Raw genomic sequence first — 24,201 nt, 5'->3', positions numbered from 1 at the left:
GCAGCCCGGCATCACCCATGACCGCCCTAGACAAATATGATCGGATCGAAGCCAGTGCGTTGTGGCGCGCGGGCGCTGACGCGCAGCGTCGCGAAGTGATCGTCTCAATCGGGGACGCATCGCTGACAATCAGCGATCTTCAGGATCGCCCCCTTGCGCATTGGTCCTTGGCTGCCCTTGAGCGGGAAAACCCAGGCGAACGCCCAGCAATCTTCTTTCCCGATGGTGATCCCGACGAAATCCTTGAGATTTCCAGCGATGAAGCGCAAATGATCGACGCCATCGAGCAACTTCGCACCGCGATCCGGCGCAGGCGCCCGCGCCCCGGCCGTCTCCGGCTTGTAACCTTGGTAACCTCAAGCCTGTGTGTTGCCGCACTGGCGATCTTCTGGTTGCCCGGAGCCTTGCTGACGCACACCGTGACCGTCGTGCCAGACGTCAAACGCCAAGAGATCGGGCTGGCGTTGTTGGGACAATTGGAACGGCTGACAGGAAAGCCCTGTACCGACATTTTGGCGAGCCCGGCGTTGGGGCGGTTAACTGAACGTCTTGAAGCACGCGCTTTGATCGTCGTACGAGGGGGCGTGCGCGATACGCTGGCCTTGCCCGGTGGGAGCATCCTGCTGAACCGCGCCGTGATCGAAGACTATGAAGAGCCGGATGTGGCGGCGGGCTACGTGATTGCGCAACAGGTTGAACGCGTCGAGGTCGATCCGTTACGCCAAATGCTGGAACGGCTTGGCTTGCGTGCCAGTTTTCGATTGTTGACCACGGGTGAGCTAAGCGATGATCTGCTCCGGACCTGGGCCGAAGAAATGGTGTTGTTGCCGCATGTGCCGCAAGATCCGGACACCCTGTTGACCGCGTTTTCAGACAAGGACGTTAAGTCATCACCTTACGCTTACGCGCTGGATGCATCTGGCGAGACGACATTGCAGTTGATCGAAGCAGATCCGTTTCTGACCTCGCCCCGTCCGGTTCTCAGTGATGGTGATTGGGTCGCGCTGCAGGGTATCTGCCGCGGTTAAAATCGTGCTTAGTTGCGCACAAAGGCACCGGAATACCCAGCGTTCTGGGCTTTGGTCGCGGCGCGGCCAGCCTTGTCAGAGTTTGAAAAAGGTCCTGCCAAAACAATACGATAAGTCTGCCCAGCTATGTCATACTTGCCTATTTTTGTCGGCATGCCCAAGGCACGGACCTGACGTGCCGCACTTTGGGCAGCGGCCTTATCTGCGTAAGTCGCCACCTGAACATAGCGTTGACCGGAAAGCCGAATGGACTTTTCCGCCGGGGCGTTTTTTGTGGACAGGGTTGCCGTGTTTGAGGTGGACCCAGACGTCGAAATCACCGCTGCCGAGGTCGGATTTCTCAAGGTCTCGCGTGGCACGGTTTGGGACCAGATCGCATCGGTCGCGGCTTTGCCCGCAAAGGTCATCTCTGCGCGGTGCGGGTTTAGGCGTCCATCGTCAAAAACCCGCACGTAACCGGCAGGAACCTGTGTTTCGCGCATGGCATACTGACGGTTTTCATATAGGTGGCGCGGGATGACACGCACGTTCGAGGCAACCTCTCCTTCCCGCACAACCGTTCCCGGCGCAGGCGTGTAAGAGCTGACCAGGCTTGCGCCTTGGCGCTTGTAGATGATCCGCGGTGGTTCGGTGGTTGGGTTACCAGTGCCCGGTGTGTACGGCAGTTGGCTTTGCGGGCCACAACGCACGGTCTGGCTGCTTTCGACGCCTCCACGGCACGGCGCATTGTAGCCGGATTGCCGGGGTGTCTGGCCCAGAGTCCGCTTCTGACTGCTGCTTGTTGTCGTGGCCGTGGTGGTTGCAGGGGCTGGTGCAGTTGGCGCAGGTGCAACCGTTGTGGTTTTGGGTTTTGCGGCCGTTGTCGACGTTGTCGGTGTTGTCTCAGCTGTGGTGCTCGGAGGCTTCTTCCACCAAGGTGTCGAACTCTTTGGTTTGGTTGTTTTGGTTGTTTGCACCGGAGTGGAAGACGCGGTGGCCGCCGAAGAAGTGGTTGTCGTCTTGCGTTTTGCGGTCGTTGTCGTTGCCGTCTGAGTAGACGTCGTGGCCTTGGGCTTGGCCGTTGTTGTACTGGTCGATGGTGTGGTTGCCGCAGGCTTAAAAACCTTGTCGACAGCCGACGTCGTTGGCGCTGCCGCCGGCTCGATAAACACGACGTTCTTGTCCAGTTTTTGTGCCGAAGCCGTCGTGGGGGCGGCATTGGGGTTGGTCGGCTTGTAACCGCAAATTACTTTGCGGTCGCGCGTCATACGCGGCACCCATGTCGTGGCGCCATCCACTCCCGCGCGAATGTAGACACAGCCTTTGCTGTCCACATATTGCTTGCCTTTGTAGGACGTCGGCGGAAATTCGTTCGGCGTATCTACATTTTTCAGGGATTGCGCATGCACATTTGCCGCGAGTCCCAAGGATGCCGCGACCACGGTGATCGCGATGACTCTGGTCAGTTTCATTTTGCCCCCACAAGATGTAGGGGTCAGTCTAGACGCAAAACCCTATATGAGTAAACAGTCCATAGACGCAGATCTGCATCTAATTTGCGACCAAACCGCCGTGAAAACCACGGCGGTCCGAACGCGAAAATTACCTGTAAAACCGGCTATTTGGTGCCAAACATCCGGTCTCCGGCATCGCCAAGACCCGGCATGATATAGCCCTTTTCGTTTAGTTTTTCGTCCAAAGAGGCCGTAACAATCGGCACATCTGGGTGGGCTTCCTGCATGCGCTGAACGCCTTCGGGGGCGGCCAGCAGACACAAGAAACGGATGTCTTTGGCACCGGCTTCTTTCAGCAAATCAATCGCAGCGGCCGAAGAATTCCCGGTCGCGAGCATCGGGTCGACTGCAATGACGAGACGCTCGTCCAACTCGGAGGGCGCCTTGAAGTAATACTGCACAGGTTCCAGCGTTTCTTCGTCTCGATAGAGGCCAACAAAGCCGACGCGCGCAGAAGGCACCAATTCCAACATGCCGTCCAACAATCCATTGCCGGCCCGCAGAATCGAGACCAGGGCCAATTTGCGACCATCCAGAACGGGCGCGTCCATTTCCTGCATAGGGGTCTGAATACGCTTGGTGGTCATTGGCAGTTCGCGTGTCACCTCATAGGCCAGCAACTGGCTGATCTCGCGCAGCAGCCGGCGAAATTCGGCGGTCGAGGTTTCGGTACGGCGCATCAGCGTCAGTTTGTGTTGCACCAGCGGGTGATCGACAACGGTCAGGTGATCCATCAGGCAGACTCCAGTTTCTCTTTTATGCGCGTCTTTGTGTCAGCGTCGCAGAAGGCCGCGTCAAGCGCAGTCGCATTCAGCGCGCGGAAATCGGTTTCGTTCCAGCCAAAGGCCTCGGCCAGCATGTCATATTCGCGGGACATGGTGTTATGAAAAAATGGCGGGTCGTCTGTAGATACCGTCACCATAACTCCAGCGTCGCGCAGACGCTGGATCGGATGGCTGGGCAGATCCGGATAAAGGCCAAGGAAAACGTTCGATCCGGGGCAACATTCCAGCGTGATCTGACGCGCTGCCAACTCTTTTACCAACGAGGGGTCTTCGATGGCCCGCACACCGTGGCCGATGCGTTCGACATTGAGGTCGCGGATGGCTTCCCAAACGCTTTCGGGACCGCCAAATTCGCCCGCGTGGGTGGTCAGCCGCAGCCCGACCTCGCGGCCCATGTCAAAGGCATAGGCGAAATCACCCTGATGCCCCTGCCCCTCGTCGCCGCCCATGCCCAGACCGACGATCCAGTCGCCAGCCGTCTCTGCGGCGCAAAGGGCTGCGCGTTTGGCTTTCTCGGGGCCGAAATGGCGCACCGGCGTGACGATGCCGCGCAGGACGATGCCGAAATCCTGTTCCGCCTTGTCGGCGGCTTCCTGAATGGCGTGCAGGTACTCTTTCCACGCAGCCACATCGCCGCCGCCGCAGAAATCAGGACTGAGGAAGCTTTCGGTATAGACCACGCCGTGCGACGCGCTTTCCTGAAGGATCGCGCGGGTCAGGCGGGCGAAATCATCCGGTGTTTGCAGAACCGAGGTCGCGGCCTCGTAGACTTGCAGAAAATGCACAAAGTTTTCAAATGCATACGAGCCGTCATCGTTAAAGATGCGACTAAGGTCCGCTTTCTTTTCAAAAGCCAGCTGACGAATGAATTCAGGTGGGGCTGCGCCTTCGTGGTGCAGGTGCAGTTCGATTTTCGGTAGGGTTGCAACGCTCACAAAAAACTCTTTCCCAGTCCCTGTGATGGGACGCCCAGATGCGCCGCCACACTGGCCGCGACATCCACCATTTCGATCAAACCGGCACTGCCAAATCCCGCGCCCGCGCAAAGCACAGGCACACGTTCGCGCGTGTGGTCGGTTCCACTCCAGGAGGGGTCATTGCCATGATCAGCGGTGATGAGCAACAGGTCGTCTGGCCTGAGTTTCGACAGAACCTGACCAATCTCGGCATCGAACCATTCAAGATGTCTGGCATAGCCAGAGACATCCCGGCGATGGCCATAAAGACTGTCGAACTCAACGAAATTGGCGAAAGTCAGGCTGCCGTCTTCTGCGTCTTCCACGAGGCGATGCAGATAGATCATGAGGTCGGCATCTGCACCTTTTGTGCAATCATCGATCCCTGTCATGGAAAAGATGTCTCCGATCTTGCCCACACCATGCACTGCGCGGCCTGCGCCTTGCACCCAATTGGTGAGGATCGGTTCCGGTGGCGCAATCGCAAAATCTTTGCGGTTGGTGGTGCGGCTAAAGCCATTTTCCGCATCCCCCACAAAGGGACGCGCAATCACGCGACCGACTTTCATGTCATGCAAGGTTGGCGCCAGAGATTTGCACAAATACAAGAGCCTCTCGAGGCCGAAATGATCTTCGTGAGCGGCGATCTGAAAGACACTGTCTGCACTTGTATAGCAGATGGGAAAACCGGTTTTGACGTGTTCTGCGCCCAGCTCTGAAATAATCTGCGTTCCCGAGGCATGACAGTTGCCCAACACACCAGTGGTTCCAGCAATTTCGCAAACCTTGTCTGTCAGGCTCACAGGGAAAGACGGTGTAGCATCGGGAAAATAGGTCCAATCCCATGGAACCCGCAGACCCGCGAGTTCCCAATGCCCGGATGGGGTGTCCTTGCCCGCACTGCGTTCAGTCGCGGCAGCCCAAAACCTCACCGGTTCAGCCTCGAGTCCCGGAACCCTGTCGCCACTGGCAAGGCGCGTCGCAACCCCAAGGCCAAGCGCGTCGAGATGTGGCAATTTGAGAGGGCCGGTGCGCCCCTCTTCGGCCAAGCCGGAGGCACATCCTTGGGCGATATGGGCCAGTGTATTGGCGCCAGTATCAGGTCGGGCTCCGTTAAAGAACTGATCCGCGTCCGGCGCGCCACCAATGCCTACGGAATCCATAACGACAAGGAACGCGCGGGGCATCAACGTATCCTTTCATGGATTAGCGGTGGCACTTCGGGAGCGGAGCCCCCGATACGGATCGCACCAAGCGCTGTTCTGGCGGCGGCAGTGGCATGTTCTTCACGCGCTGCATGTACTCGCAGCAGAGGCTGGCCCTTTTGCACCTTATCGCCCAGCGACACGACGTCAGAAAAGCCGACCGAGGGATCAATCACATCGCTTTCGACCTGACGCCCGCCGCCCAATGCGACCACGGCCAGACCCAGCGCTTCACCGTCCATTGCCGTGACGTAGCCGGCTTCGGGGGCGGTCACTTCACGGATCACCGTGGCTTCGGGCAAAAACCGTTGCCAGTTCTCAACAAATTGCACCGGCCCGCCCATCGTGGCGACCATTCGGCCAAAATGCTCGGCCGCGGCACCGCTTTGCAGGACCTCAACCATCTTGGTCGTACCGGCCTCAATATCCGAGGCCAGTCCTGCGTTCGCCAGGCACACACCGCCCAAGGCAATCGACAGGTCCGCCAGCGCGCCACCCTTGCGCCCTGTCAGGACTTCCATGCACTCCGATACTTCCAAGGCATTGCCCAAAGCAGGCGCAAGAGGTTGATTCATATCAGAAATCACCGCGCTGGTCGGACATCCCGCAAGGTTTGCAGTTGTGACCAGAGAATCTGCCAGCGCCCGCGCGTCCTCCGGTGTTTTCATGAACGCGCCCGAGCCCAGTTTGACATCCAGCACCAGCCCATGCAGCCCCGCGGCCAATTTCTTTGACAGGATCGACGCGGTGATCAGATCAAGGCTTTCGACCGTGCCTGTAACATCGCGCACCGCATAGAGGCGCTTGTCTGCAGGCGCAATTTCTGCGCTGGCCGATACGATCGCACACCCAGCAATGTCGACAATTTGGCGAAACTGATCTTCGGACAGCGTGGTGCGCAGGCCGGGGATGGCCTCCATCTTGTCCAGCGTGCCGCCTGTATGCCCCAGACCTCGCCCCGAAATCATCGGAACATAAGCCCCTGCCGCCGCCAATGCAGGCGCCAGAACAAGCGAGACGCAATCGCCCACGCCACCTGTGGAATGCTTGTCGAGCGCAGGCCCCGGCAAGTCCCATGTCAGGCGATCTCCGCTGTCGCGCATGGCCAGGGTCAGGGCAACGCGGCCTTCTTCGCCTAATCCGCGCAGACAGACCGCCATTGCAAAGGCGCCGGCCTGAGCGTCGGACACAACCCCATCGGCCAGCCCGTTGGCAAACCAAGCTAATTCGTCGGCACTGGGCACCTCTCCCAAGCGCAATTTGGCAATAATAGCGCGTGCGTCCATGAGGTCAGGTATTCTCCATGTGGTGCTCGCCAAAGGCGCCGGGCAAAAGGTCTGCCAAAGTCATCTTTTCTTCGACACCCTCAAGGTTGGCGAGGGTCACCGTGACGTCGCCTGTCCCGAACTCGGACAGTTTCTGACGACATCCCCCGCACGGCGTGACGGGATGTGGGCTGTCGGCGACGACATAGACTTCGGTCAGGCGGGTCTCACCAGCCGCAATCATGGCTGCAATCGCCCCGGCTTCAGCGCAGGTCCCTTCGGGGTAAGCGATGTTTTCCACGTTACACCCGGCAAAGACGGTTCCGTCGGCGGCAAGGATGGCCGCCCCCACCTTAAAGTTGGAATAAGGGGCATAGGCGTTTTCGCGAACGGCCAGCGCGGCTTTTTGCAGGCTCATAGAGACCTCCGGGTTCGGGGTTGGTGGGCGGACTCGCTTGCGACCCTGTCATGCTGTATCGTTGCCCGGATAGACCGCATGGGCAAGTCCCTGTCTTTGGGACATCGACACCCGCCGAGATTGTGGTTCTGAACGAAGGGTTGCAAGAGGTCCTGACCTAAAGTCAATTCGCCCCATTTTCATTCCGAGATAAGTAGTTTAACACTAAACTAACCTGATACCGAGAGCAGAATCCGAGCAAATCCCATGTCCGATACCCCCAAAAAAACCGTCCGTCACGCCGCGCTGGATTATCATGAATTTCCAAAACCCGGCAAACTTGAGATCCGCGCAACTAAGCCGCTGGCCAATGGTCGCGACCTGAGCCGCGCGTATAGCCCGGGCGTGGCCGAGGCCTGTCTGGAAATCAAAGAGGACGCGTCCAGTGCATCGCGCTACACCGCGCGCGGCAATCTTGTGGCCGTGGTCTCAAACGGTACGGCGGTTTTGGGCCTTGGAAATATTGGTGCCCTCGCCTCAAAACCGGTGATGGAAGGCAAGGCTGTTCTGTTCAAGAAATTCGCCAATATCGACTGTTTTGATCTTGAAGTGGACGAAAAAGATCCAGAAAAACTGGCCGATATCGTTTGCTCCCTCGGGCCAACCTTTGGCGCGATCAACCTTGAAGACATCAAGGCGCCGGATTGCTTTATCGTCGAGAAACTGTGCCGTGAACGGATGAATATTCCGGTGTTTCACGACGATCAGCACGGCACCGCGATTGTTGTCGGCGCCGCGGCCACCAACGCGCTGCGCGTGGCGGGTAAAAAATTCGAAGATATCAAGATTGTCAGCACCGGTGGCGGCGCGGCGGGCATTGCCTGTCTCAATATGCTGCTGAAACTGGGCGTCAGACGGGAAAACGTCTGGCTCTGCGACATCGAAGGGCTGGTCTATGAGGGCCGCACCAAGGACATGACGCCACAAAAGGCGGAATACGCACAAGGCACCGTGCCCCGCACGTTGGATGATGTGATTGATGGCGCAGACATGTTCCTGGGCCTTTCGGGTCCGGGTGTTCTCAAGCCCGAGATGGTCGCAAAGATGACCAAGCAGCCGATTATCTTTGCGCTGGCCAACCCAACGCCCGAGATCATGCCCGACGCTGTACGTGAGGTGGCCCCAGATGCGATCATGGCCACTGGACGCAGCGATTTCCCCAACCAGGTCAACAACGTCCTGTGTTTTCCCTTTATCTTTCGGGGCGCGCTGGACGTAGGCGCAACCGAGATCAATGACGAGATGCAGCTCGCCTGCATCGACGGTATTGCCGAACTGGCCCGCGCCACCACCAGCGCTGAGGCCGCCGCCGCCTATAAGGGCGAGCAACTGACCTTTGGCCCGGAATACCTGATCCCCAAACCCTTTGACCCGCGCCTTGTCGGCGTGGTGTCGGCCTCGGTCGCCAAGGCGGCAATGGACAGCGGTGTCGCCACGCGGCCAATCCACGACCTGAAAGCCTATGTTCAGAAACTGAACCAGTCGGTGTTCAAATCCGCCCTGCTGATGAAACCGGTCTTTGAGGCGGCATTGGCGGCCAAGCGTCGGATTGTCTTTGCCGAGGGCGAGAACGAGCAGGTGCTGCGCGCCGCTCAGGCCATTCTGGAAGAAACCACCGAGACCCCGATTTTGATTGGCCGCCCGGACGTGATGGCGAAACGCTGCGCACGCTTTGGTCTAAAAATCCGACCCGATACGGATTTCGAAGTGGTGAATCCCGAAAACGACCCTCGTTATCGCGACTATTGGGGCACCTATCATGAGATCATGCAACGCCGTGGCGTGACGCCGGATCTGGCCAAAGCCATCATGCGCACCAACACCACGGCCATTGGCGCCGTCATGGTGCATCGCGGCGAGGCTGACAGCCTGATCTGCGGCACCTTTGGCGAATACCGCTGGCATCTGAACTACGTCAATCAGGTTCTGGGGGACCACGAGCACACCCCGCACGGTGCGCTGTCGCTGATGATCCTGGAAGATGGCCCGCTGTTCCTGGCCGATACCCATGTCTGGTCCCTGCCCTCGCCTGAGCAATTGGCAATCATCGCACAAGGGGCCGCCCGCCATGCGCGCCGCTTTGGGGTGGAGCCCCGCATCGCCTTCTGTTCGCAATCGCAGTTCGGCAATCAGGCCGAAGGCTCGGGCAAGCGTCTGCGCGAGGCGATTGCCATGCTGGACGCGGTAGAAACAGATTTCGAATACGAGGGCGAAATGAATGTGGACGCCGCATTGGATGAGAGCATCCGCATCAGCCTGTTGCCGGAAAACCGACTGTCCGGTCCTGCCAATGTGCTGATCTTTGGACACGCGGATGCGGCCTCTGCCGTGCGCAACATTCTCAAGACCAAATCCGATGCCCTGCCGGTTGGGCCCATTTTGATGGGAATGGGCAACCGGGCGCATATCGTGACGCCGTCGACCACCGCGCGCGGTCTGCTGAACATGGCGGCCATTGCCGGAACGCCGGTTGCGCACTACGGGTAAGTCGCGGGGCGCTGCCCCGCACCCCGGAGTACTTTGACCAAAATGAAGAGGGGCGAATCTGGCCCCCTTAAGTTTTGCAGTGAAATATTTGCAGATTTGCAAAAATGCATAAACTTCAAAGTCTTTCCGACAATATCGGGCGCTTTGCAAAACTTTGCAGGCAAATTTGCGCCAGTACTGCAAATATTTTGCGATAATCTGACGCGGCGTCGCGAAAGATGCTTGCTGCAAAGCTGTTGCCTTGCGTAACAGTTTCCCAACACATTTCGGAGGAGACTGTGATGTCCTATAAAGAGGTTTACCAAGGCTGGAAGAAAGACCCCGAGGGGTTCTGGATGGAGGCTGCCAAGGCGATTGACTGGGACGAGGCCCCTTCGAAGGCGTTGTTCGACAAAGGCGATGGTCTGTTTGAGTGGTTTGCCGATGCCAAGGTGAACACCTGCTGGAACGCGGTTGACCGCCACGTCGAAAACGGACGCGGTGAGCAGACCGCGATTATCTATGACAGCCCGATCACCCACACCAAGCGTGCGATTTCTTATATTGAGCTGCGCAACCGCGTCGCCAGCCTCGCCGGGGCGCTGCGTGCCAAGGGTATCGAGAAAGGCGATCGCGTCATCATCTACATGCCGATGATCCCCGAAGCGGTCGAGGCGATGCTGGCATGCGCGCGTCTGGGCGCAGTGCATTCGGTGGTGTTTGGTGGCTTTGCCGCAAACGAGCTGGCAGTGCGGATCGACGACGCCAAGCCCAAGGCCATCATTGCCGCGAGTTGTGGCCTCGAGCCGGGCCGCGTTGTGCACTACAAACCGCTGTTGGACGGCGCGATTGACCTCTCCGAGCACAAACCGGACTTTACCGTGATCTTCCAGCGCGAGCAGGAAGTGGCCCATCTGAAAGAGGGCCGCGATTATAACTGGCATGGGTTTCAGTATGGGGTTGAGCCAGCAGAGTGCGTGCCGGTTGAAGGCAACCACCCGGCCTATATCCTTTATACCTCGGGCACGACGGGCCAGCCCAAGGGCGTGATCCGCCACACTGCCGGTCAGCTGGTGGCGCTGAACTGGACGATGAAGAACCTCTACAATGTCGATCCCGGTGATGTGTTCTGGGCCGCTTCAGACGTAGGTTGGGTCGTGGGCCACAGCTATATCTGCTATGCGCCGCTGATCCACGGCAACACCACCATCGTCTTTGAGGGCAAGCCTGTGGGTACGCCGGATGCGGGCACCTTCTGGCGGGTGATTTCGGAGCATAACGTCAAGTCGTTCTTTACGGCGCCAACCGCCTTCCGCGCCGTAAAACGCGAAGACCCAGCTGGTGAGTTCGTCAAAAAGTATGACCTCAGATGTCTGGAGCAGGTGTTCCTGGCCGGGGAACGCGCCGATCCCGACACCATTGTCTGGGCACAGGATCAACTGCAGGTGCCGGTGATTGACCACTGGTGGCAGACCGAAACCGGCTGGGCGATTGCCGCGAACCCGGTAGGGATCGAGGAGCTGCCCATCAAGCTGGGATCACCCACCGTGCCGATGCCGGGCTACGATGTGACCATTCTGGACGATGCGGGCCATCCGGTTGAGGCCGGAACCCTTGGGGCGATTGCAATCAAGCTGCCGCTGCCTCCGGGCACCTTGCCGACGCTGTGGAACGCCGAAGATCGCTTCAAGAAAAGCTATCTCAACACTTTCCCCGGTTACTATGAGACGGGTGATGCGGGCATGATGGATGAGGACGGCTATGTCTACATCATGGCGCGCACCGATGACGTCATCAACGTCGCAGGCCACCGCCTGTCGACCGGCGGCATGGAAGAGGTTCTGGCCAGCCACCCGGATGTCGCCGAATGCGCCGTGATCGGCGTGTCAGACAGCCTCAAGGGTCAGATGCCCGTTGGCTTCTTGTGTCTGAATGCTGGCGCAGATCGTGACAACGCAGACGTGGTCAAAGAAGTGGTGAAACTGGTGCGCGAAAAAATCGGCCCCGTGGCGGCGTTTAAGCTGGCCGTGGTGGTGGACCGGTTGCCTAAGACACGCTCGGGCAAGATCCTGCGTGGCACCATGGTCTCGATTGCGGACGGCACCGAGTGGAAGATGCCCGCGACCATCGACGATCCGGTGATCCTCGACGAGATCACCGAGGCACTGCAAACGCTAGGCTATGCCAAGGGGTGAGCCCCGGCCGCAAGGCAAAAAAAGCCCTGCAGCGATGCTGGGCTTTTGGGCAAGCCCCTGTTGAGGCGAGCGCGTTGCCGGTAGTGGATCCGAGTTGTTCGCGCATTTGACCAAAACCATTGAAGCGAGAGTAAGGACCGGAGGCAATATCCGGTTTGATTGCAGAGCGATTGTTTACGAACACCTTCCTTATCGTTTGTCAGACTTACTGCGTTTTGGGCGGTGCCGGGAACGCTTCGCCCGCGTGCACTGTGCCCCAAATCCCGATGTCACGTATACGCTCCGGTGAAACGGTGAGGGGGTTTTCTTCCAACACTGTAAAATCAGCAAACTTTCCCGGCTCAATGCTTCCAATGCGGTCGTCCATGCCCAAAACATGTGCGGCGTCAATTGTAACCATGCGCAGCGCTTGCTCACTGCTGACGCGTTCCTCGGGTGCCAGCACCTCCCCAGCTTGCCCGAACCTGTTCACAGCAATCCACATCAACAACAGCGGGTCCGCCGGTGCGACCGGTAAATCTGAGTGTATTGTTGTGGGTAAATCGTATCGCAGCAGTTTCCCAAGCCGCGCAGCCTGCGCCGTGCGATTGCGACCGATATAAACGGCATTCAGGTCACCTCTGAGGTAGACGAAGCTGGGGTTCACGCTGGCCGTGGCGCCAAGCGCCTTCATACGCCGGATTTGAACAACAGATGAAAGTCCGATGTGTTCGAAGACGAACCTGTGATCAAACCTCGGGCGCACGTTTGGCATATGTGCGAGGGCGTTTAGAACGGCATCCTGCGCGGCATCCCCGTTGGAATGAATATGAATGCGAAAACCCGCCTCCCACCATGGCAACATGGAGTCGATCATGTCGCCGGGTTCGATGTTCCAGATCTCTTCAAGGTTCGGTTCGAGATATGAGCCCAATCTTGTCGTCAGGTTCAAGCGGAGCATTTGGTACTTTGGGCGGGAAGCGGCTATCGACGTATTCAGGTGAAGGTTGAAAAAGTTCCGCCTTGCTGACGTTCGGGCCCGCAAGTCAAGAAAGAAAATGAGGCAACAGAGATTACTCTTATTGCTCTAAACGCAGTCCCAATCATGGTCTAGGCCGTCTGTGCAGCCTTTAACTCCAGTCGACGCGCATGCAGTACGGGCTCTGTATAGCCCGAAGGCTGAATCCGGCCGCGGAACACCAGGTCACAGGCTGCCTGAAAGGCGATCCCTTCAAAGCCAGGCGCCATTGGGCGATAGGTTGCATCATCCGCGTTCTGACGGTCGACCACGGCGGCCATCTTTTGCATGGCGGCCATCACTTCGGCCTCACTCACCACCTCGTGGTGCAGCCAGTTGGCCAAGGCCTGCGAGCTGATCCGGCAGGTCGCGCGATCTTCCATCAGGCCGACATCGTTGATGTCCGGCACCTTGGAACATCCCACGCCATGATCGATCCAGCGCACCACATAGCCAAGAATCCCTTGGGCGTTGTTCTCTACTTCGCGCAGGATCTGATCTTTGGACCACTTGCGATAGGTCGCCAGCGGGATTTCCAGAATTCCATCAACATGTGCACGCCGCCCGCCAGCTTTGAGCTTATCCTGAACGGCAAAGACATCAACCTTGTGATAGTGCAGCGCGTGCAAGGTGGCCGCCGTAGGGCTGGGCACCCAGGCGCAGTTGGCGCCGGACTTCGGGTGTTCGATCTTTTGTTCAATCATCGCGCTCATCAGATCGGGCATGGCCCACATGCCTTTGCCAATCTGCGCCCTGCCCTGCAGGCCACATTCCAGGCCGATATCGACGTTGCGGTTCTCATAGGCGCCGATCCAGCCCTTGCGCTTGATGAAATCCTTGCGGCTAAAGGGGCCGGCCTCCATCGAGGTGTGAATTTCGTCGCCAGTGCGATCAAGGAATCCGGTGTTGATAAAGGCCACACGACTTTTCGCGGCACGGATGCATTGCTTGAGGTTGACCGAGGTGCGGCGCTCTTCGTCCATGATGCCGATTTTGACCGTATTGCGCGGCAGGCCGAGGATGTCTTCGACCCGGTCAAAGGTTTTGACGGCAAAGGCCACCTCTTCCGGTCCGTGCATCTTGGGTTTCACCACATAGACAGATCCATGCACTGAATTGCCGCTCTCGCGCTGCAAGTCGTGCATCGCGATCAGGGTCGTGATCATGGCGTCCATCAGACCCTCAAAGGCCTCATTACCGTTCCGATCCAAAATCGCAGGGTTGGTCATCAGATGACCGACATTGCGCACCAGCATCAGCGCGCGTCCTTTCAGAGTCAGGTCACTGCCATCGGCGGCTGAAAAGGTCAGGTCAGAGTTCAGCGCGCGGTTAAAGGACTTGCCACCCTTTTCAACCTCTTCTGTCAGGTCGCCGCGCATCAGGCCCAGCCAGTTGCCATAGGCCTGCACTTTGTCTTCGGCATCAACGCAGGCCACCGAGTCTTCGCAGTCCATGATCGCCGAAATCGCACTTTCCAGCCGCACATCCGCCAGCCCGGCCTGATCGTGACTGCCAATAGGATGGGCACGGTCAAACACCAGTTCGACATGCAAACCATGATTGACCAATAGGATCGCGTCTGGCGCCTTGGGGTTGCCACTGAAACCGGCGAACTTTTCTGGCTGCATCAGGGGCAGATCGTCGACCAACAGCGCACCATCGCGCACATGGTACCGCCGGGCATCTGCATGGCTCAGCCCCTCAACCGGAAAGCTCTCATCCAGAAATACACGCGCACGCGCAACAACACGGGCGCCATGACCTTTGTTATAGCCGCCTTTGGGTGCCGGTACGCCCATTGCGTCGGTGCCGTATAGCCCATCATAAAGGCTGCCCCACCGGGCATTTGCCGCGTTCAGCGCGTAGCGCGCGTTGGTGATCGGCACCACCAATTGTGGCCCCGGAACGCTGGCAATTTCAGGGTCGACATTGGCCGTCTCAACCTGAAACGCGTCCTCTTCGGGCAGCAAATACCCAATCTCTTCCAAAAACGCCTTGTAGCTTTCGTGATCGTGCGGCGCGTCGCGATTGGCGAGATGCCAAGCATCGATCTGACCCTGCAAGGCCTCGCGCTTGTCTAACAACGCCTGATTTTCAGGCCCTAGTTCGTGCAAGATGCCCGACAGTCCAGCCCAAAACGCACCCGCGTCAACGCCGGTACCCGGCAGCGCCGCCTCTTCGATGAAAGTCGCCAACACAGGGTCAACCTGCAGGCCGTCTCGGTTCAGTCTGTCGCTCATATCCGCTCCGGAATCTTTGGGTGCACGATGGTATACTGTGATCGATCTAGAGCAGAAGTTTCCTATAGGCAACAAACGCATCTTTTGGCTCTGCCTGATAATCTTTCAAAATTTGCAACAAACTGATGTCGATCCTTGGCATCGCCGCTTGCAGCCGCCCCTCGATTGGCTACATCTTTGACCACGGACCATCTCAGGAGACGGCAATGCGCGATGACAGCCCCAAGACGATCTATCTGGACGACTACAAACCCTTTGGCTGGATCATCGACGATGTTCACCTGACCTTTCGCCTGCACCCAACGGCGACACGTGTGATTTCGCGGATCCGGTTTCGCCCGGATTACGACGTGCATCACCGCCCTTTTTTCCTGCACGGAGAAGATCTGAAACACATCTCGATCAAGGTCGATGGCCACGAGGTCACGCCCAACCATGTTGAAGGCGGCATCGAGGTGGATGTCCCCGAAGCGCCCTTTAATTGGGAAGCCGAGGTTGAGATCAACCCACAAGACAACACCGCGCTTGAGGGTCTCTATATGTCAAACGGCATGTATTGCACGCAGTGTGAGGCCGAGGGCTTTCGCAAGATCACGTGGTACCCCGACCGCCCGGATGTGATGGCGCAATTCACCGTGCGCATCGAAAGTACGCAAGCACACACGCCTGTCATGCTGTCGAATGGTAACGGGCTTTATTCTTCGACTGACCTGACACAGGACGACGTGCCAACAGTCACAATCTATCAGGACCCCTGGCCCAAACCGGCTTATCTCTTTGCATTGGTGGCGGGTGATCTGATTGCGCATGAAGACAAGTTCACCACCATGTCCGGCAAAGAGGTGAGCCTTGCCATCTGGGTGCGCCCCGGAGACGAGGACAAATGCGCTTTTGGCATGGAAGCGTTGAAAAATTCGATGAAATGGGACGAAGACGTCTATGGCCGTGAATACGATCTGGACGAGTTCAACATCGTGGCCGTGGACGACTTCAACATGGGCGCAATGGAGAACAAGGGGTTGAACGTCTTTAACTCGTCCTGCGTGCTCGCCAGCCCTGAAACCTCGACCGACGGCAACTTCGAACGCATCGAGGCGATCATCGCGCATGAGTATTTCCACAACTGGACTGGCAACCGCATTACCTGCCGCGATTGGTTTCAGCTCTGTCTGAAAGAGGGGCTCACCGTCTATCGCGACCAACAGTTCACTGCCGATATGCGATCCGCCCCGGTGGCACGCATTTCCGATGTTCTGTCGTTGCGAGGGCGTCAATTCCCGGAAGACCAAGGCCCACTCTCCCACCCCGTGCGCCCGGAAAGCTTTCAGGAAATCAACAACTTCTATACGGCAACCGTCTACGAAAAAGGCGCCGAGGTCATCGGCATGCTGCGCACATTGGTCGGGCCCGAGGCTTACTCCAAGGCGCTAGACCTCTACTTTGAGCGACATGATGGGGATGCGGCCACCATCGAAGACTGGATCAAGGTGTTTGAAGACAGCACCGGACGCGACCTGACGCAATTTAAACGCTGGTATTCGCAATCCGGCACACCGCGAGTCGAAGTTCGGGAAGAATTTGATGGCGATACCTTCACGCTGCATCTGACGCAAACCACCGCCCCCACGCCCGGACAAGAGAGCAAAGAGCCACAGGTCATCCCGGTGAACCTGGGGCTTTTGAACCCCAACGGCGACGAAGTTTTGGAAACCCAGACGCTGGAACTGACCGAAGCGAGCCAGAGTTTCAGCTTTTCAGGGCATGCCACACGGCCGGTTCCGTCGATCTTGCGCGGGTTCTCGGCCCCGGTGATCCTGGATCATGACATCGACAGTGACCGGCGCGCATTTCTGCTGGCCCATGACACCGATCCGTTCAACCGCTGGGAAGCCGGGCGCATGCTGGCGCGCGACTCGCTGGTCTCTGCCGTAACCACGGGCAGCGCACCCAACCCTGATTATCTGGACGGTCTCAGGGCCGTGCTAAGAAACGAGAGCCTCGACCCCGCGTATCGCGCCCTGATGCTCGGCCAACCAACCCAATCTGAGTTGGCCGGCATTCTGCATGATGCCGGGCATGTCCCCGATCCCGAGGCAATTTACGCCGCTTCCGAGGCGTTGCGAGACGCCAAGGCCGAGGCATTGGGGGATTTGTTGCCGGGGCTTTATGCTGACAATCAGGTCGACGGCCCCTTCTCGCCAGAGGCCGGGCCTGCAGGCAGCCGGGCGCTGGCCAATGCCGTGCTGGCTCTGATCAGCCGGCAAGATGCAGGCAAACAGGCCACCGATCAGTACAGCAAGGCAGACAACATGACCCAGCAACTCGCGGCCTTGTCGTGCCTGCTGGACGCCGGGACCGGAGATGCTCAATTGGCCGCTTTTGAAAAGCAATGGGCGCAGGATCGTTTGGTGATGGACAAATGGTTCTCGTTGCAGGTCATGTCGGCCAAGCCGCAAGATGTGGTTGAAACCGTCAATAAGCTCACGCAACGCCCTGATTTTGATATGAAAAACCCAAATCGCTTCCGTGCGGCCCTGGGCGTCCTTGGCGCGCACCATGCCGGGTTCCATCACAAAAGCGGCGCGGCCTACACGCTGCTGACAGATTGGCTGCTGAAACTCGACCCCTTGAACCCTCAGGTCTCGGCGCGCATGTGCTCTGCCTTCCAGACATGGAAGCGCTATGACAGCGACCGGCAGGCCCTGATCCAGACGCAACTGGACCGGATTGCCGCACATCCTGACCTGAGCCGTGATACATCTGAAATGGTCACGCGGATCCGGGGAGCCTGAGCGATGCGAAAAATCTGCCTCATTACCGGCGCCAGCACCGGGATCGGCGCCGCGACGGCCCGCCTTGCCGCGGTCGAAGGCTATGACCTTGCCCTGACCTATCGAAGTGAAGCGGCGGCAATGGCGAAAGTCGCAGAGGCCTGTGAAGCCGCAGGCGCGCAGGTTCTGGTCTGTCAGGCTGACGTGGCGCAGCCCTCGGACATTGAGGCGCTATACGAGGCGATTGACGACCGGTTCGGGCGGCTTGATGCGTTGGTCAACAATGCCGGGATCGTCGATCAGGCGGTCAAAGTCACCGCGCTGACCCATGATCGCCTGCGCCGTATGTTCGACGTCAACGTCATTGGCGCCATGCTGGTCGCCAAAGAGGCCGTGATCAGGATGCAGAGGCAGGGCACCGGCGGCAGTCTCGTCAATATCTCATCAGCGGCCGCACGCCTCGGGTCAGCCAACCAATATGTGGACTATGCTGCCTCAAAGGCCGCCATCGACATCTTTACCAAGGGGCTGGCGGATGAGGTCGCGCTGGACAATATCCGCGTCAACGCAGTGCGGCCGGGGCTGATAGAAACCGACATTCACGCCAAAGGCGGCGAGCCGGGGCGCGCGCAACGGCTGGCGCCCATGGTTCCCATGCAGCGCACTGGGTCCGCCACAGAAGTGGCGCGCGCCGTTCTTTATCTTCTGTCAGACGCCGCTTCCTACGTTACCGGTACAACGCTTGATGTGACCGGAGGCAGATGATGCCCGACGCGCTGACACACAAGAACCGAGGTCGCAATCCCAAGACATTGGTTGGGTTGGCTGTCTATCTTGGCCTTCTGGCTTTTCTTTATTCCGTTGGAACGTTGGAATGGATCATCCTTGGGCTAGCCCTGTTCGCGGTGCCGGCTGCGATTGACCTCTTACGCAACCCGATCACCGATTTTGAGCTGACGGATACGCAGGTACACTGGAAAAACGGCGGCCAAGAAGCGGACCTGCCCCTCAGCCGCATTCAACACGCCCGGTTCGACACACGATGGGATTTCTCGGTGCGCGTGACCTTGATCTTGATAGATCAGTCCAAACTGCGCATTCCGCAAGATGTCGCGCCCCCTCATGAAGCGCTTGAGAAGGGCTTCAAGGACCGTGGAATTAAGACAGAACGGCACCATTTCCGCGTCATTTGAAAGGCCATTGTGGCGGCTTGTTGTCAATTCCAACCAAACATGTCCGCATGATACCCAAGCCCCGCCATTTTTCAGCCTGAAAGACCCGTCAATCTACGCTTAGTTTAGCGGAGTACATGTACAAATGACTTTTTTCTCGGACAAAAAGGCCCAGTTGGCCGGGTTGATGAAACCTGGCTCCAAGGGTCTTGCGCGGAAGTTGAATCTGCCGCGCAAGGAAGACACCGAGCTTCCCGATAGTGACCAACCAAATAAGACTTATCGTGATCTGACGGCACGGTTGCAAATTCCGGTGCATGTCAACACGCCCGACCAGATCGAGGGCGACAAAGCCCGTGAGTTCGGATTGCGCATGGCGCGACAGGACCGCTGGGAAGAACTGGCAGAACAGATAAAGCAACATGACAAATCCCGCTTGACCACACCTTCGGGCATTCCGCTCGCCGATCTGATGGCCTTTGGCGCGCGCTCCGACGTCGTGCGTGCCGCCGAGCATTCTCTGCTGCATGGTCGTCCGGCAGAAGACTCCGACTTCTTTGCAGGCGTTGAAGCCCTAGAAGCCGTGCTGATGGACACCCCCGATTGCTATGCCCTCGCGCTGATTGTGGCCCACATGCACATTGATATTGGCTGGGCTTGGCGTGGGGCTCGCTCGGACGATTCAATCGGCGACATTAATCGTGAAGCCTTTGAGGCACATTTTGATCGTGCCCGCGACATCCTTGCCGAGTTTTCGCCAACAACCTATCAATCTGCCGCCCTTTCGGCGGCCCGCTGCGCCTTGTTGCCCGGCAAAGTTGATCCCGGCGCGCACCTGATCCGCGAATTTGAAGCGCTGGTTGATCTTGATCCGCAAAACCCGCGTCACATGCGTGCGCTCGGCAACTACCTTTTGCCGCGGTGGTATGGCACCTATCAGGCCCTGGATCTGGAAGCTCGGCGCACAGCAGCCCGCACCTATCAGGAATGGGGTGCCGGAGCCTATGCCTGGGTCTGGTTTGACGCGCTTCTGGTGGACCCGGAAGGGTTTGATACTTTGGAGGTCGAGTATTTCCTGGATGGGGTGAAGGACATATTGAACCGTCGCCCGGATCAGCACATTGCCAACCTTGTGGCGGCCCACCTTTTCCAAAGCTGGCAAATCACCCGCGCGCGATATCACGAATCTGGTATGCGCCCAGAATTGCCTTCGGCCCTGCGTCACGGATTTGATCACGTAGTTCAAAATCACCTGCGTGAGTTGCATCCATTGGTTTGGGGACATGCCGAAATTGGCTTTGAAAACACCGCGCGCATCATCTCGCCCGAGCGGCTGGCCGAAAAGGGTCAGGAAACCGCTCTGACCGCAGTAGCCATGCCCTTTCTCAAGGCCCTGCAAGAGGGTCACACGGTGCGGTTTGACGCCGACGGGATCAGCCAAATACAGAACTGAGGCGTCTGCGCCCCCTTGCCCCTTGGCTATGGCTCACTTAGAACGCGAACCGAAAGCGTTGTAAGGAGTCCGGCCCATGCTCGACCTGACATATGAAACCCCCAAGCCCAAAGTCATTTCGGGCGCCAAACATGACTGGGAACTGGTCATTGGTATGGAGGTGCACGCCCAGGTTTCGACCAATGCCAAGCTGTTCTCGGGCGCCTCGACCAAATTTGGGGCTGAACCCAACAGCAATGTTGCGTTCGTGGACGCCGGCATGCCCGGCATGCTGCCCGTCATCAACGAAGAATGCGTGGCACAGGCGGTACGCACCGGACTGGGCCTCAAGGCTGAGATCAACCTGTTCTCGGCCTTTGACCGCAAGAACTATTTCTACCCTGACCTTCCGCAGGGCTACCAGATTTCCCAGCTCTACCACCCGATCGTCGGCGAAGGTGAAGTGCTCGTGGAAATGGGTGACGGCAGCGCGCGCACCGTACGCATTGAACGCATCCACCTTGAACAGGACGCCGGTAAGTCGATCCACGACATGGATCCGAACATGTCCTTTGTTGACCTGAACCGTACAGGCGTGGCGCTGATGGAGATCGTCTCGCGCCCGGACATCCGTGGCCCCGAAGAGGCCGCGGCCTATATCGTCAAACTGCGCCAGATCCTGCGCTATCTCGGCACCTGTGACGGCAACATGCAAAACGGCAACCTGCGGGCTGACGTCAACGTGTCGATCTGCCGTCCTGGCCAGTATGAGAAATACATGGAGACCCAGGACTTCTCGCACCTCGGTACCCGTTGTGAGATCAAGAACATGAACTCGATGCGGTTTATTCAGGCTGCGATCGAACACGAAGCCCGTCGCCAGATTGCCATCGTCGAAGGTGGCGGTTCGGTTGATCAGGAAACTCGGCTCTACGACCCGGACAAGGACGAAACACGCTCCATGCGCTCAAAGGAAGAGGCGCATGATTACCGCTATTTCCCTGATCCCGACCTTCTGCCGCTCGAGATCGAACAAGACTGGGTCGATAACATCGCCAAGGGTCTGCCGGAACTGCCTGACGCCAAGAAATCCCGCTTTATCGGCGATTTCGGCCTGTCGGACTATGACGCCTCGGTGCTGACCGCCGAAGCCGAAAGTGCTGCCTATTTCGAAGCCGTCGCGGCGGAAGCAGGCGACGGAAAGCTGGCTGCGAACTGGGTTATAAACGAGCTGTTTGGTCGTCTGAAGAAAGAAGACCACGACATCACCGAAAGCCCCGTGACCCCGCAACAGCTTGCGGGCATCATCAAGCTCATTAAATCCGACGCCATTTCCGGCAAGATCGCCAAAGACCTTTTTGAGATCGTCTATACCGAAGGCGGCGACCCCGAAGCCATTGTCGAAGACCGTGGTATGAAACAGGTAACGGACACCGGCGCGATTGAAGCCGCTCTGGACGAGATCATTGCCGCCAATCCGGCGCAGGTTGAAAAAGCCAAAGAAAACCCGAAACTTGCGGGGTGGTTTGTGGGTCAGGTCATGAAAGCCACAGGCGGCAAGGCCAATCCAAAGGCCGTGAACCAGTTGATTCAAGAGAAACTCGGCTGATAACGACACGATCTTGTAGGTCGGACAATCTTGTCCGACCTGCCCCAACGTTGCCGAGGCCTGATGATGTTTGACGCTCCTTTCCGTTCTTCTCCCATGTCCATCCGTCCCGAGTGGATTGACTACAACGGCCATCTCAACATGGCTTATTACAATGCGCTTATGGATCAGGGTGTAGACCAATTGTGGGAGCAGTTGGGGTTCGGCGAGGACTACATTCAGGCCAATGGCCACACGACGTTCTCAGCGGAATACCACATGCGTTACGTGCGTGAGGTTCATCTCGAGACACCCGTCGTCACGACATTCCAACTGCTCGACCACGACGAGAAACGCTTTCACTTCTGCCAGGAACTGCTGCACGCGGACGAAGGCTGGGTCGCGGCCCGAGGAGAAGGCTTGGGGCTGCATATCGACATGTCAGGCCCAAGGGTTGCCCCCATGCCGCCTGAGGTGCTGGCAAAGTTCGACGCGCTTGCCAAGGCGCACAGCCCATTGCCAAAACCCGACTGGGTCGGCCAACCAATGGGTATCCGCCGCAAATAGCGCGGTTTCCCGGTAAATCAGACCAAGACGCAGGAATGCAGCGCTGCTATAGTGGTGCTCATTGATGTTTTTCTGTGTGATTTCAATATGACTGCTTGGGAATATAAAGTTGTTGCGGCCCCGGCCAAAGGCCAGAAGGCGCGCGGCGTTAAAGGGCCAGAGGCCCGGTTTGCTTATGCGTTGGAAAGCGTGATGAACCAAATGGCTTCTGAAGGTTGGGAGTTTCAACGCACTGAAACCCTACCGTCTGAAGAACGCTCTGGGCTGACCTCTTCAACCACGACCTATCGCAATGTGATGGTGTTCCGACGTCCGCGCAAAGACGATATCAGCGCCTTTCGCCCGAAATTACTCGAGCGCCCAGCCTATGAAGAGCTGCCGGCGCCAGAGCTTGCCTCAGCTGACGCCGAGCCGGACGACACCACACCTGCCCCCTCAGACGAGCCCGTGTTTCATCCTGAAGCCGGAGAAGAAGAGCCCAGCGGCTTTCCGACAGCTCTAAAGACGCGTGCGCGCACTGTTGAGCCTGACAAAGATCAGGATACGGACGAGAGCGAACACGCCGCCCAGTGAACCAGAGCATGCACGCTTAGGCGTTTGCGCACCCCCATCACAAACGGGTGTCAGGCTCCAATATCCAGCGCCAGCGCGTGAATACGACCGACCAGATCGGCGCCAAGCGCCTTATGCACCGCCCGGTGACGCGCCACGCGGCTCATCTCGGCAAAAACGTCAGCACGGATCATGACGTTGAAATGGCTTTGCCCCCCCTCTTGATAGCCCGCGTGGCCCCTGTGGCTTTCACTGTCATCGACAACTTCAAGCGCACTCGGAGCGAAGGCAGTGGTCAATTTGTCGTGGATTTCCTGCTGCACTAACATTTTTTGCATCTGCCCTCTTCTATCTCGCGACGCATAGACTAAACTCTGCGCTCCGAGTCGAAAAGGTGAGATCATGCCCAAACAAGATCCCTTCGGATTTGATATGTCCGTGAAGTCCGCGAAAAAGAACAATCCGCGCGGACGCCGCACTATGTCGGGTGCACAGGAAACCTCAACCCGCGTGTGTGAACATGACGGGTGCGAAGAGGCTGGCAAGTATCGCGCACCTCGGGCACCGGACGTGCTGGATGAATTCAAGTGGTTCTGCAAGGACCACGTGCGCGAGTATAATCTCAAGTGGAACTTTTTCGACGGCAAGACCGAAGCCGAGATGAACGCGCAGAATTCCAAAGACAAGGTTTGGGAGCGGGAAACCAAGGCATTTGTGGACCCCGAAACCCGGGCTTGGGCGCGTTTGGGCATTGAGGATCCGCATCAGGTTCTGGGCGCCAACGCCACGCAGAACCCGGGCAAAGGGTCGGGCTCGTCAAAGCGTCTCCCGCCCACGGAACGCCGCGCCATCGACATTCTGGAAGCCAAGGATCACTGGTCCAAGGCCGAAGTTCGCAAGGCCTACAAAAAGCTCATCAAAGTATTGCACCCCGACATGAACGGCGGGGACCGCAGCCAGGAAGAGCAGCTGCAAGAGGTGGTCTGGGCTTGGGATCAGATCAAGGAAAGCCGCAACTTCAAGTAAGGGCGT

The 24,201-nt window shown here is 58.2% G+C and carries 20 protein-coding genes; 11 read left to right on the top strand and 9 right to left on the bottom strand.

Annotated elements, in window-relative coordinates:
- Positions 1–17 precede the first annotated feature (17 nt).
- On the top strand, positions 18–1,028 hold the full coding sequence (locus tag Q0932_RS03860) for a hypothetical protein (protein WP_299349873.1): 1,011 nt from the start codon (positions 18–20) through the stop codon (positions 1,026–1,028).
- Between the two features lie 8 nt (positions 1,029–1,036).
- Here Q0932_RS03860 and Q0932_RS03855 read toward each other — a convergent pair whose 3' ends face one another.
- From Q0932_RS03855 to Q0932_RS03830, 6 genes are all read right to left on the bottom strand, one after another.
- A complete protein-coding gene (locus tag Q0932_RS03855) occupies positions 1,037–2,479 on the bottom strand; it encodes an SPOR domain-containing protein (RefSeq protein ID WP_299349872.1) in 1,443 nt (480 codons plus the stop codon).
- 146 nt (positions 2,480–2,625) lie between these two features.
- Positions 2,626–3,258: a uracil phosphoribosyltransferase gene (gene upp, locus Q0932_RS03850; protein WP_299350623.1), complete on the bottom strand. Its 633-nt coding sequence runs from the start codon at positions 3,256–3,258 to the stop codon at positions 2,626–2,628.
- Positions 3,255–4,241 (bottom strand): adenosine deaminase, encoded by a 987-nt coding sequence (locus Q0932_RS03845; protein ID WP_299349871.1) that lies wholly within the window; start codon positions 4,239–4,241, stop codon positions 3,255–3,257. The genes upp and Q0932_RS03845 overlap by 4 nt, the downstream gene beginning before the upstream one ends.
- On the bottom strand, positions 4,238–5,449 hold the full coding sequence (locus tag Q0932_RS03840) for a phosphopentomutase (protein WP_299349870.1): 1,212 nt from the start codon (positions 5,447–5,449) through the stop codon (positions 4,238–4,240). The genes Q0932_RS03845 and Q0932_RS03840 overlap by 4 nt, the downstream gene beginning before the upstream one ends.
- The gene (locus Q0932_RS03835) at positions 5,449–6,753 is read right to left on the bottom strand and encodes a thymidine phosphorylase (protein ID WP_299349869.1); all 1,305 of its coding nucleotides are present in this window, start codon (positions 6,751–6,753) and stop codon (positions 5,449–5,451) included. The genes Q0932_RS03840 and Q0932_RS03835 overlap by 1 nt, the downstream gene beginning before the upstream one ends.
- A gap of 4 nt (positions 6,754–6,757) precedes the next feature.
- Positions 6,758–7,150, bottom strand: coding sequence for a cytidine deaminase (locus tag Q0932_RS03830; protein ID WP_299349868.1), 393 nt, complete (start codon positions 7,148–7,150; stop codon positions 6,758–6,760).
- A gap of 246 nt (positions 7,151–7,396) precedes the next feature.
- Between Q0932_RS03830 and Q0932_RS03825 the strand changes: the two genes are divergently transcribed.
- Both Q0932_RS03825 and prpE read left to right on the top strand, forming a co-directional pair.
- A complete protein-coding gene (locus tag Q0932_RS03825; protein ID WP_299349866.1) occupies positions 7,397–9,676 on the top strand; it encodes an NADP-dependent malic enzyme in 2,280 nt (759 codons plus the stop codon).
- 281 nt (positions 9,677–9,957) lie between these two features.
- Positions 9,958–11,850: a propionate-CoA ligase PrpE gene (gene prpE, locus Q0932_RS03820; protein ID WP_299349865.1), complete on the top strand. Its 1,893-nt coding sequence runs from the start codon at positions 9,958–9,960 to the stop codon at positions 11,848–11,850.
- A gap of 205 nt (positions 11,851–12,055) precedes the next feature.
- Here prpE and Q0932_RS03815 read toward each other — a convergent pair whose 3' ends face one another.
- Both Q0932_RS03815 and Q0932_RS03810 read right to left on the bottom strand, forming a co-directional pair.
- Entirely contained in the window at positions 12,056–12,790 is a 735-nt protein-coding gene (locus Q0932_RS03815) for an amidohydrolase family protein (RefSeq protein WP_299349864.1), read from the bottom strand.
- 149 nt (positions 12,791–12,939) lie between these two features.
- Positions 12,940–15,087: a malate synthase G gene (locus Q0932_RS03810; protein WP_299349863.1), complete on the bottom strand. Its 2,148-nt coding sequence runs from the start codon at positions 15,085–15,087 to the stop codon at positions 12,940–12,942.
- 206 nt (positions 15,088–15,293) lie between these two features.
- Here Q0932_RS03810 and pepN point away from each other — a divergent pair, with 206 nt between their 5' ends.
- The 7 genes from pepN (at position 15,294) to Q0932_RS03775 (ending at position 23,190) form a co-directional block, all read left to right on the top strand.
- Positions 15,294–17,879 carry an aminopeptidase N gene (gene pepN, locus Q0932_RS03805; protein ID WP_299349862.1) on the top strand — a complete coding sequence of 862 codons (2,586 nt, stop codon included), beginning with the start codon at positions 15,294–15,296 and terminating at the stop codon, positions 17,877–17,879.
- A 3-nt stretch (positions 17,880–17,882) separates the two neighbouring features.
- Entirely contained in the window at positions 17,883–18,623 is a 741-nt protein-coding gene (locus tag Q0932_RS03800) for an SDR family oxidoreductase (protein WP_299349861.1), read from the top strand.
- On the top strand, positions 18,623–19,051 hold the full coding sequence (locus Q0932_RS03795) for a hypothetical protein (protein ID WP_299349860.1): 429 nt from the start codon (positions 18,623–18,625) through the stop codon (positions 19,049–19,051). The genes Q0932_RS03800 and Q0932_RS03795 overlap by 1 nt, the downstream gene beginning before the upstream one ends.
- A gap of 124 nt (positions 19,052–19,175) precedes the next feature.
- Positions 19,176–20,483, top strand: a complete 1,308-nt coding sequence (locus Q0932_RS03790; RefSeq protein ID WP_299349859.1) for a hypothetical protein — start codon at positions 19,176–19,178, stop codon at positions 20,481–20,483.
- 76 nt (positions 20,484–20,559) lie between these two features.
- Positions 20,560–22,071, top strand: coding sequence for an Asp-tRNA(Asn)/Glu-tRNA(Gln) amidotransferase subunit GatB (gatB, locus tag Q0932_RS03785; RefSeq protein WP_299349857.1), 1,512 nt, complete (start codon positions 20,560–20,562; stop codon positions 22,069–22,071).
- A gap of 63 nt (positions 22,072–22,134) precedes the next feature.
- Entirely contained in the window at positions 22,135–22,617 is a 483-nt protein-coding gene (locus tag Q0932_RS03780) for a thioesterase family protein (RefSeq protein WP_366141381.1), read from the top strand.
- 87 nt (positions 22,618–22,704) lie between these two features.
- Entirely contained in the window at positions 22,705–23,190 is a 486-nt protein-coding gene (locus Q0932_RS03775) for a DUF4177 domain-containing protein (protein ID WP_299349855.1), read from the top strand.
- Positions 23,191–23,240: 50 nt separating this feature from the next.
- On the opposite strand, the gene Q0932_RS03770 is transcribed toward Q0932_RS03775, so the two are convergent.
- Positions 23,241–23,498, bottom strand: a complete 258-nt coding sequence (locus tag Q0932_RS03770; protein WP_299350619.1) for a BolA family protein — start codon at positions 23,496–23,498, stop codon at positions 23,241–23,243.
- A gap of 73 nt (positions 23,499–23,571) precedes the next feature.
- Here Q0932_RS03770 and Q0932_RS03765 point away from each other — a divergent pair, with 73 nt between their 5' ends.
- Positions 23,572–24,195, top strand: coding sequence for a DnaJ domain-containing protein (locus tag Q0932_RS03765; RefSeq protein ID WP_299349853.1), 624 nt, complete (start codon positions 23,572–23,574; stop codon positions 24,193–24,195).
- Positions 24,196–24,201: the final 6 nt, after the last annotated feature.

The sequence above is a fragment of the uncultured Shimia sp. genome (assembly GCF_947498095.1).
Lineage (GTDB): Bacteria > Pseudomonadota > Alphaproteobacteria > Rhodobacterales > Rhodobacteraceae > Shimia.
The sequence above is the reverse complement of the archived record's forward strand: the minus strand, read 5'-3'. Positions and strand labels throughout refer to the sequence as shown.

Excerpts from the sequence above, each read along its gene's own strand:
- Q0932_RS03770 (WP_299350619.1), bottom strand. The coding sequence starts at position 23,498 with ATGTTAGTGCAGCAGGAAATCCACGACAAATTGACCACTGCCTTCGCT.
- Q0932_RS03800 (WP_299349861.1), top strand. The coding sequence starts at position 17,883 with ATGCGAAAAATCTGCCTCATTACCGGCGCCAGCACCGGGATCGGCGCC.
- Q0932_RS03860 (WP_299349873.1), top strand. The coding sequence starts at position 18 with ATGACCGCCCTAGACAAATATGATCGGATCGAAGCCAGTGCGTTGTGG.
- Q0932_RS03775 (WP_299349855.1), top strand. The coding sequence starts at position 22,705 with ATGACTGCTTGGGAATATAAAGTTGTTGCGGCCCCGGCCAAAGGCCAG.
- Q0932_RS03825 (WP_299349866.1), top strand. The coding sequence starts at position 7,397 with ATGTCCGATACCCCCAAAAAAACCGTCCGTCACGCCGCGCTGGATTAT.
- Q0932_RS03780 (WP_366141381.1), top strand. The coding sequence starts at position 22,135 with ATGATGTTTGACGCTCCTTTCCGTTCTTCTCCCATGTCCATCCGTCCC.
- Q0932_RS03855 (WP_299349872.1), bottom strand. The coding sequence starts at position 2,479 with ATGAAACTGACCAGAGTCATCGCGATCACCGTGGTCGCGGCATCCTTG.
- pepN (WP_299349862.1), top strand. The coding sequence starts at position 15,294 with ATGCGCGATGACAGCCCCAAGACGATCTATCTGGACGACTACAAACCC.
- Q0932_RS03840 (WP_299349870.1), bottom strand. The coding sequence starts at position 5,449 with ATGCCCCGCGCGTTCCTTGTCGTTATGGATTCCGTAGGCATTGGTGGC.
- Q0932_RS03765 (WP_299349853.1), top strand. The coding sequence starts at position 23,572 with ATGCCCAAACAAGATCCCTTCGGATTTGATATGTCCGTGAAGTCCGCG.
- Q0932_RS03810 (WP_299349863.1), bottom strand. The coding sequence starts at position 15,087 with ATGAGCGACAGACTGAACCGAGACGGCCTGCAGGTTGACCCTGTGTTG.
- Q0932_RS03835 (WP_299349869.1), bottom strand. The coding sequence starts at position 6,753 with ATGGACGCACGCGCTATTATTGCCAAATTGCGCTTGGGAGAGGTGCCC.
- prpE (WP_299349865.1), top strand. The coding sequence starts at position 9,958 with ATGTCCTATAAAGAGGTTTACCAAGGCTGGAAGAAAGACCCCGAGGGG.
- Q0932_RS03815 (WP_299349864.1), bottom strand. The coding sequence starts at position 12,790 with ATGCTCCGCTTGAACCTGACGACAAGATTGGGCTCATATCTCGAACCG.
- gatB (WP_299349857.1), top strand. The coding sequence starts at position 20,560 with ATGCTCGACCTGACATATGAAACCCCCAAGCCCAAAGTCATTTCGGGC.
- Q0932_RS03790 (WP_299349859.1), top strand. The coding sequence starts at position 19,176 with ATGACTTTTTTCTCGGACAAAAAGGCCCAGTTGGCCGGGTTGATGAAA.
- Q0932_RS03795 (WP_299349860.1), top strand. The coding sequence starts at position 18,623 with ATGCCCGACGCGCTGACACACAAGAACCGAGGTCGCAATCCCAAGACA.
- Q0932_RS03830 (WP_299349868.1), bottom strand. The coding sequence starts at position 7,150 with ATGAGCCTGCAAAAAGCCGCGCTGGCCGTTCGCGAAAACGCCTATGCC.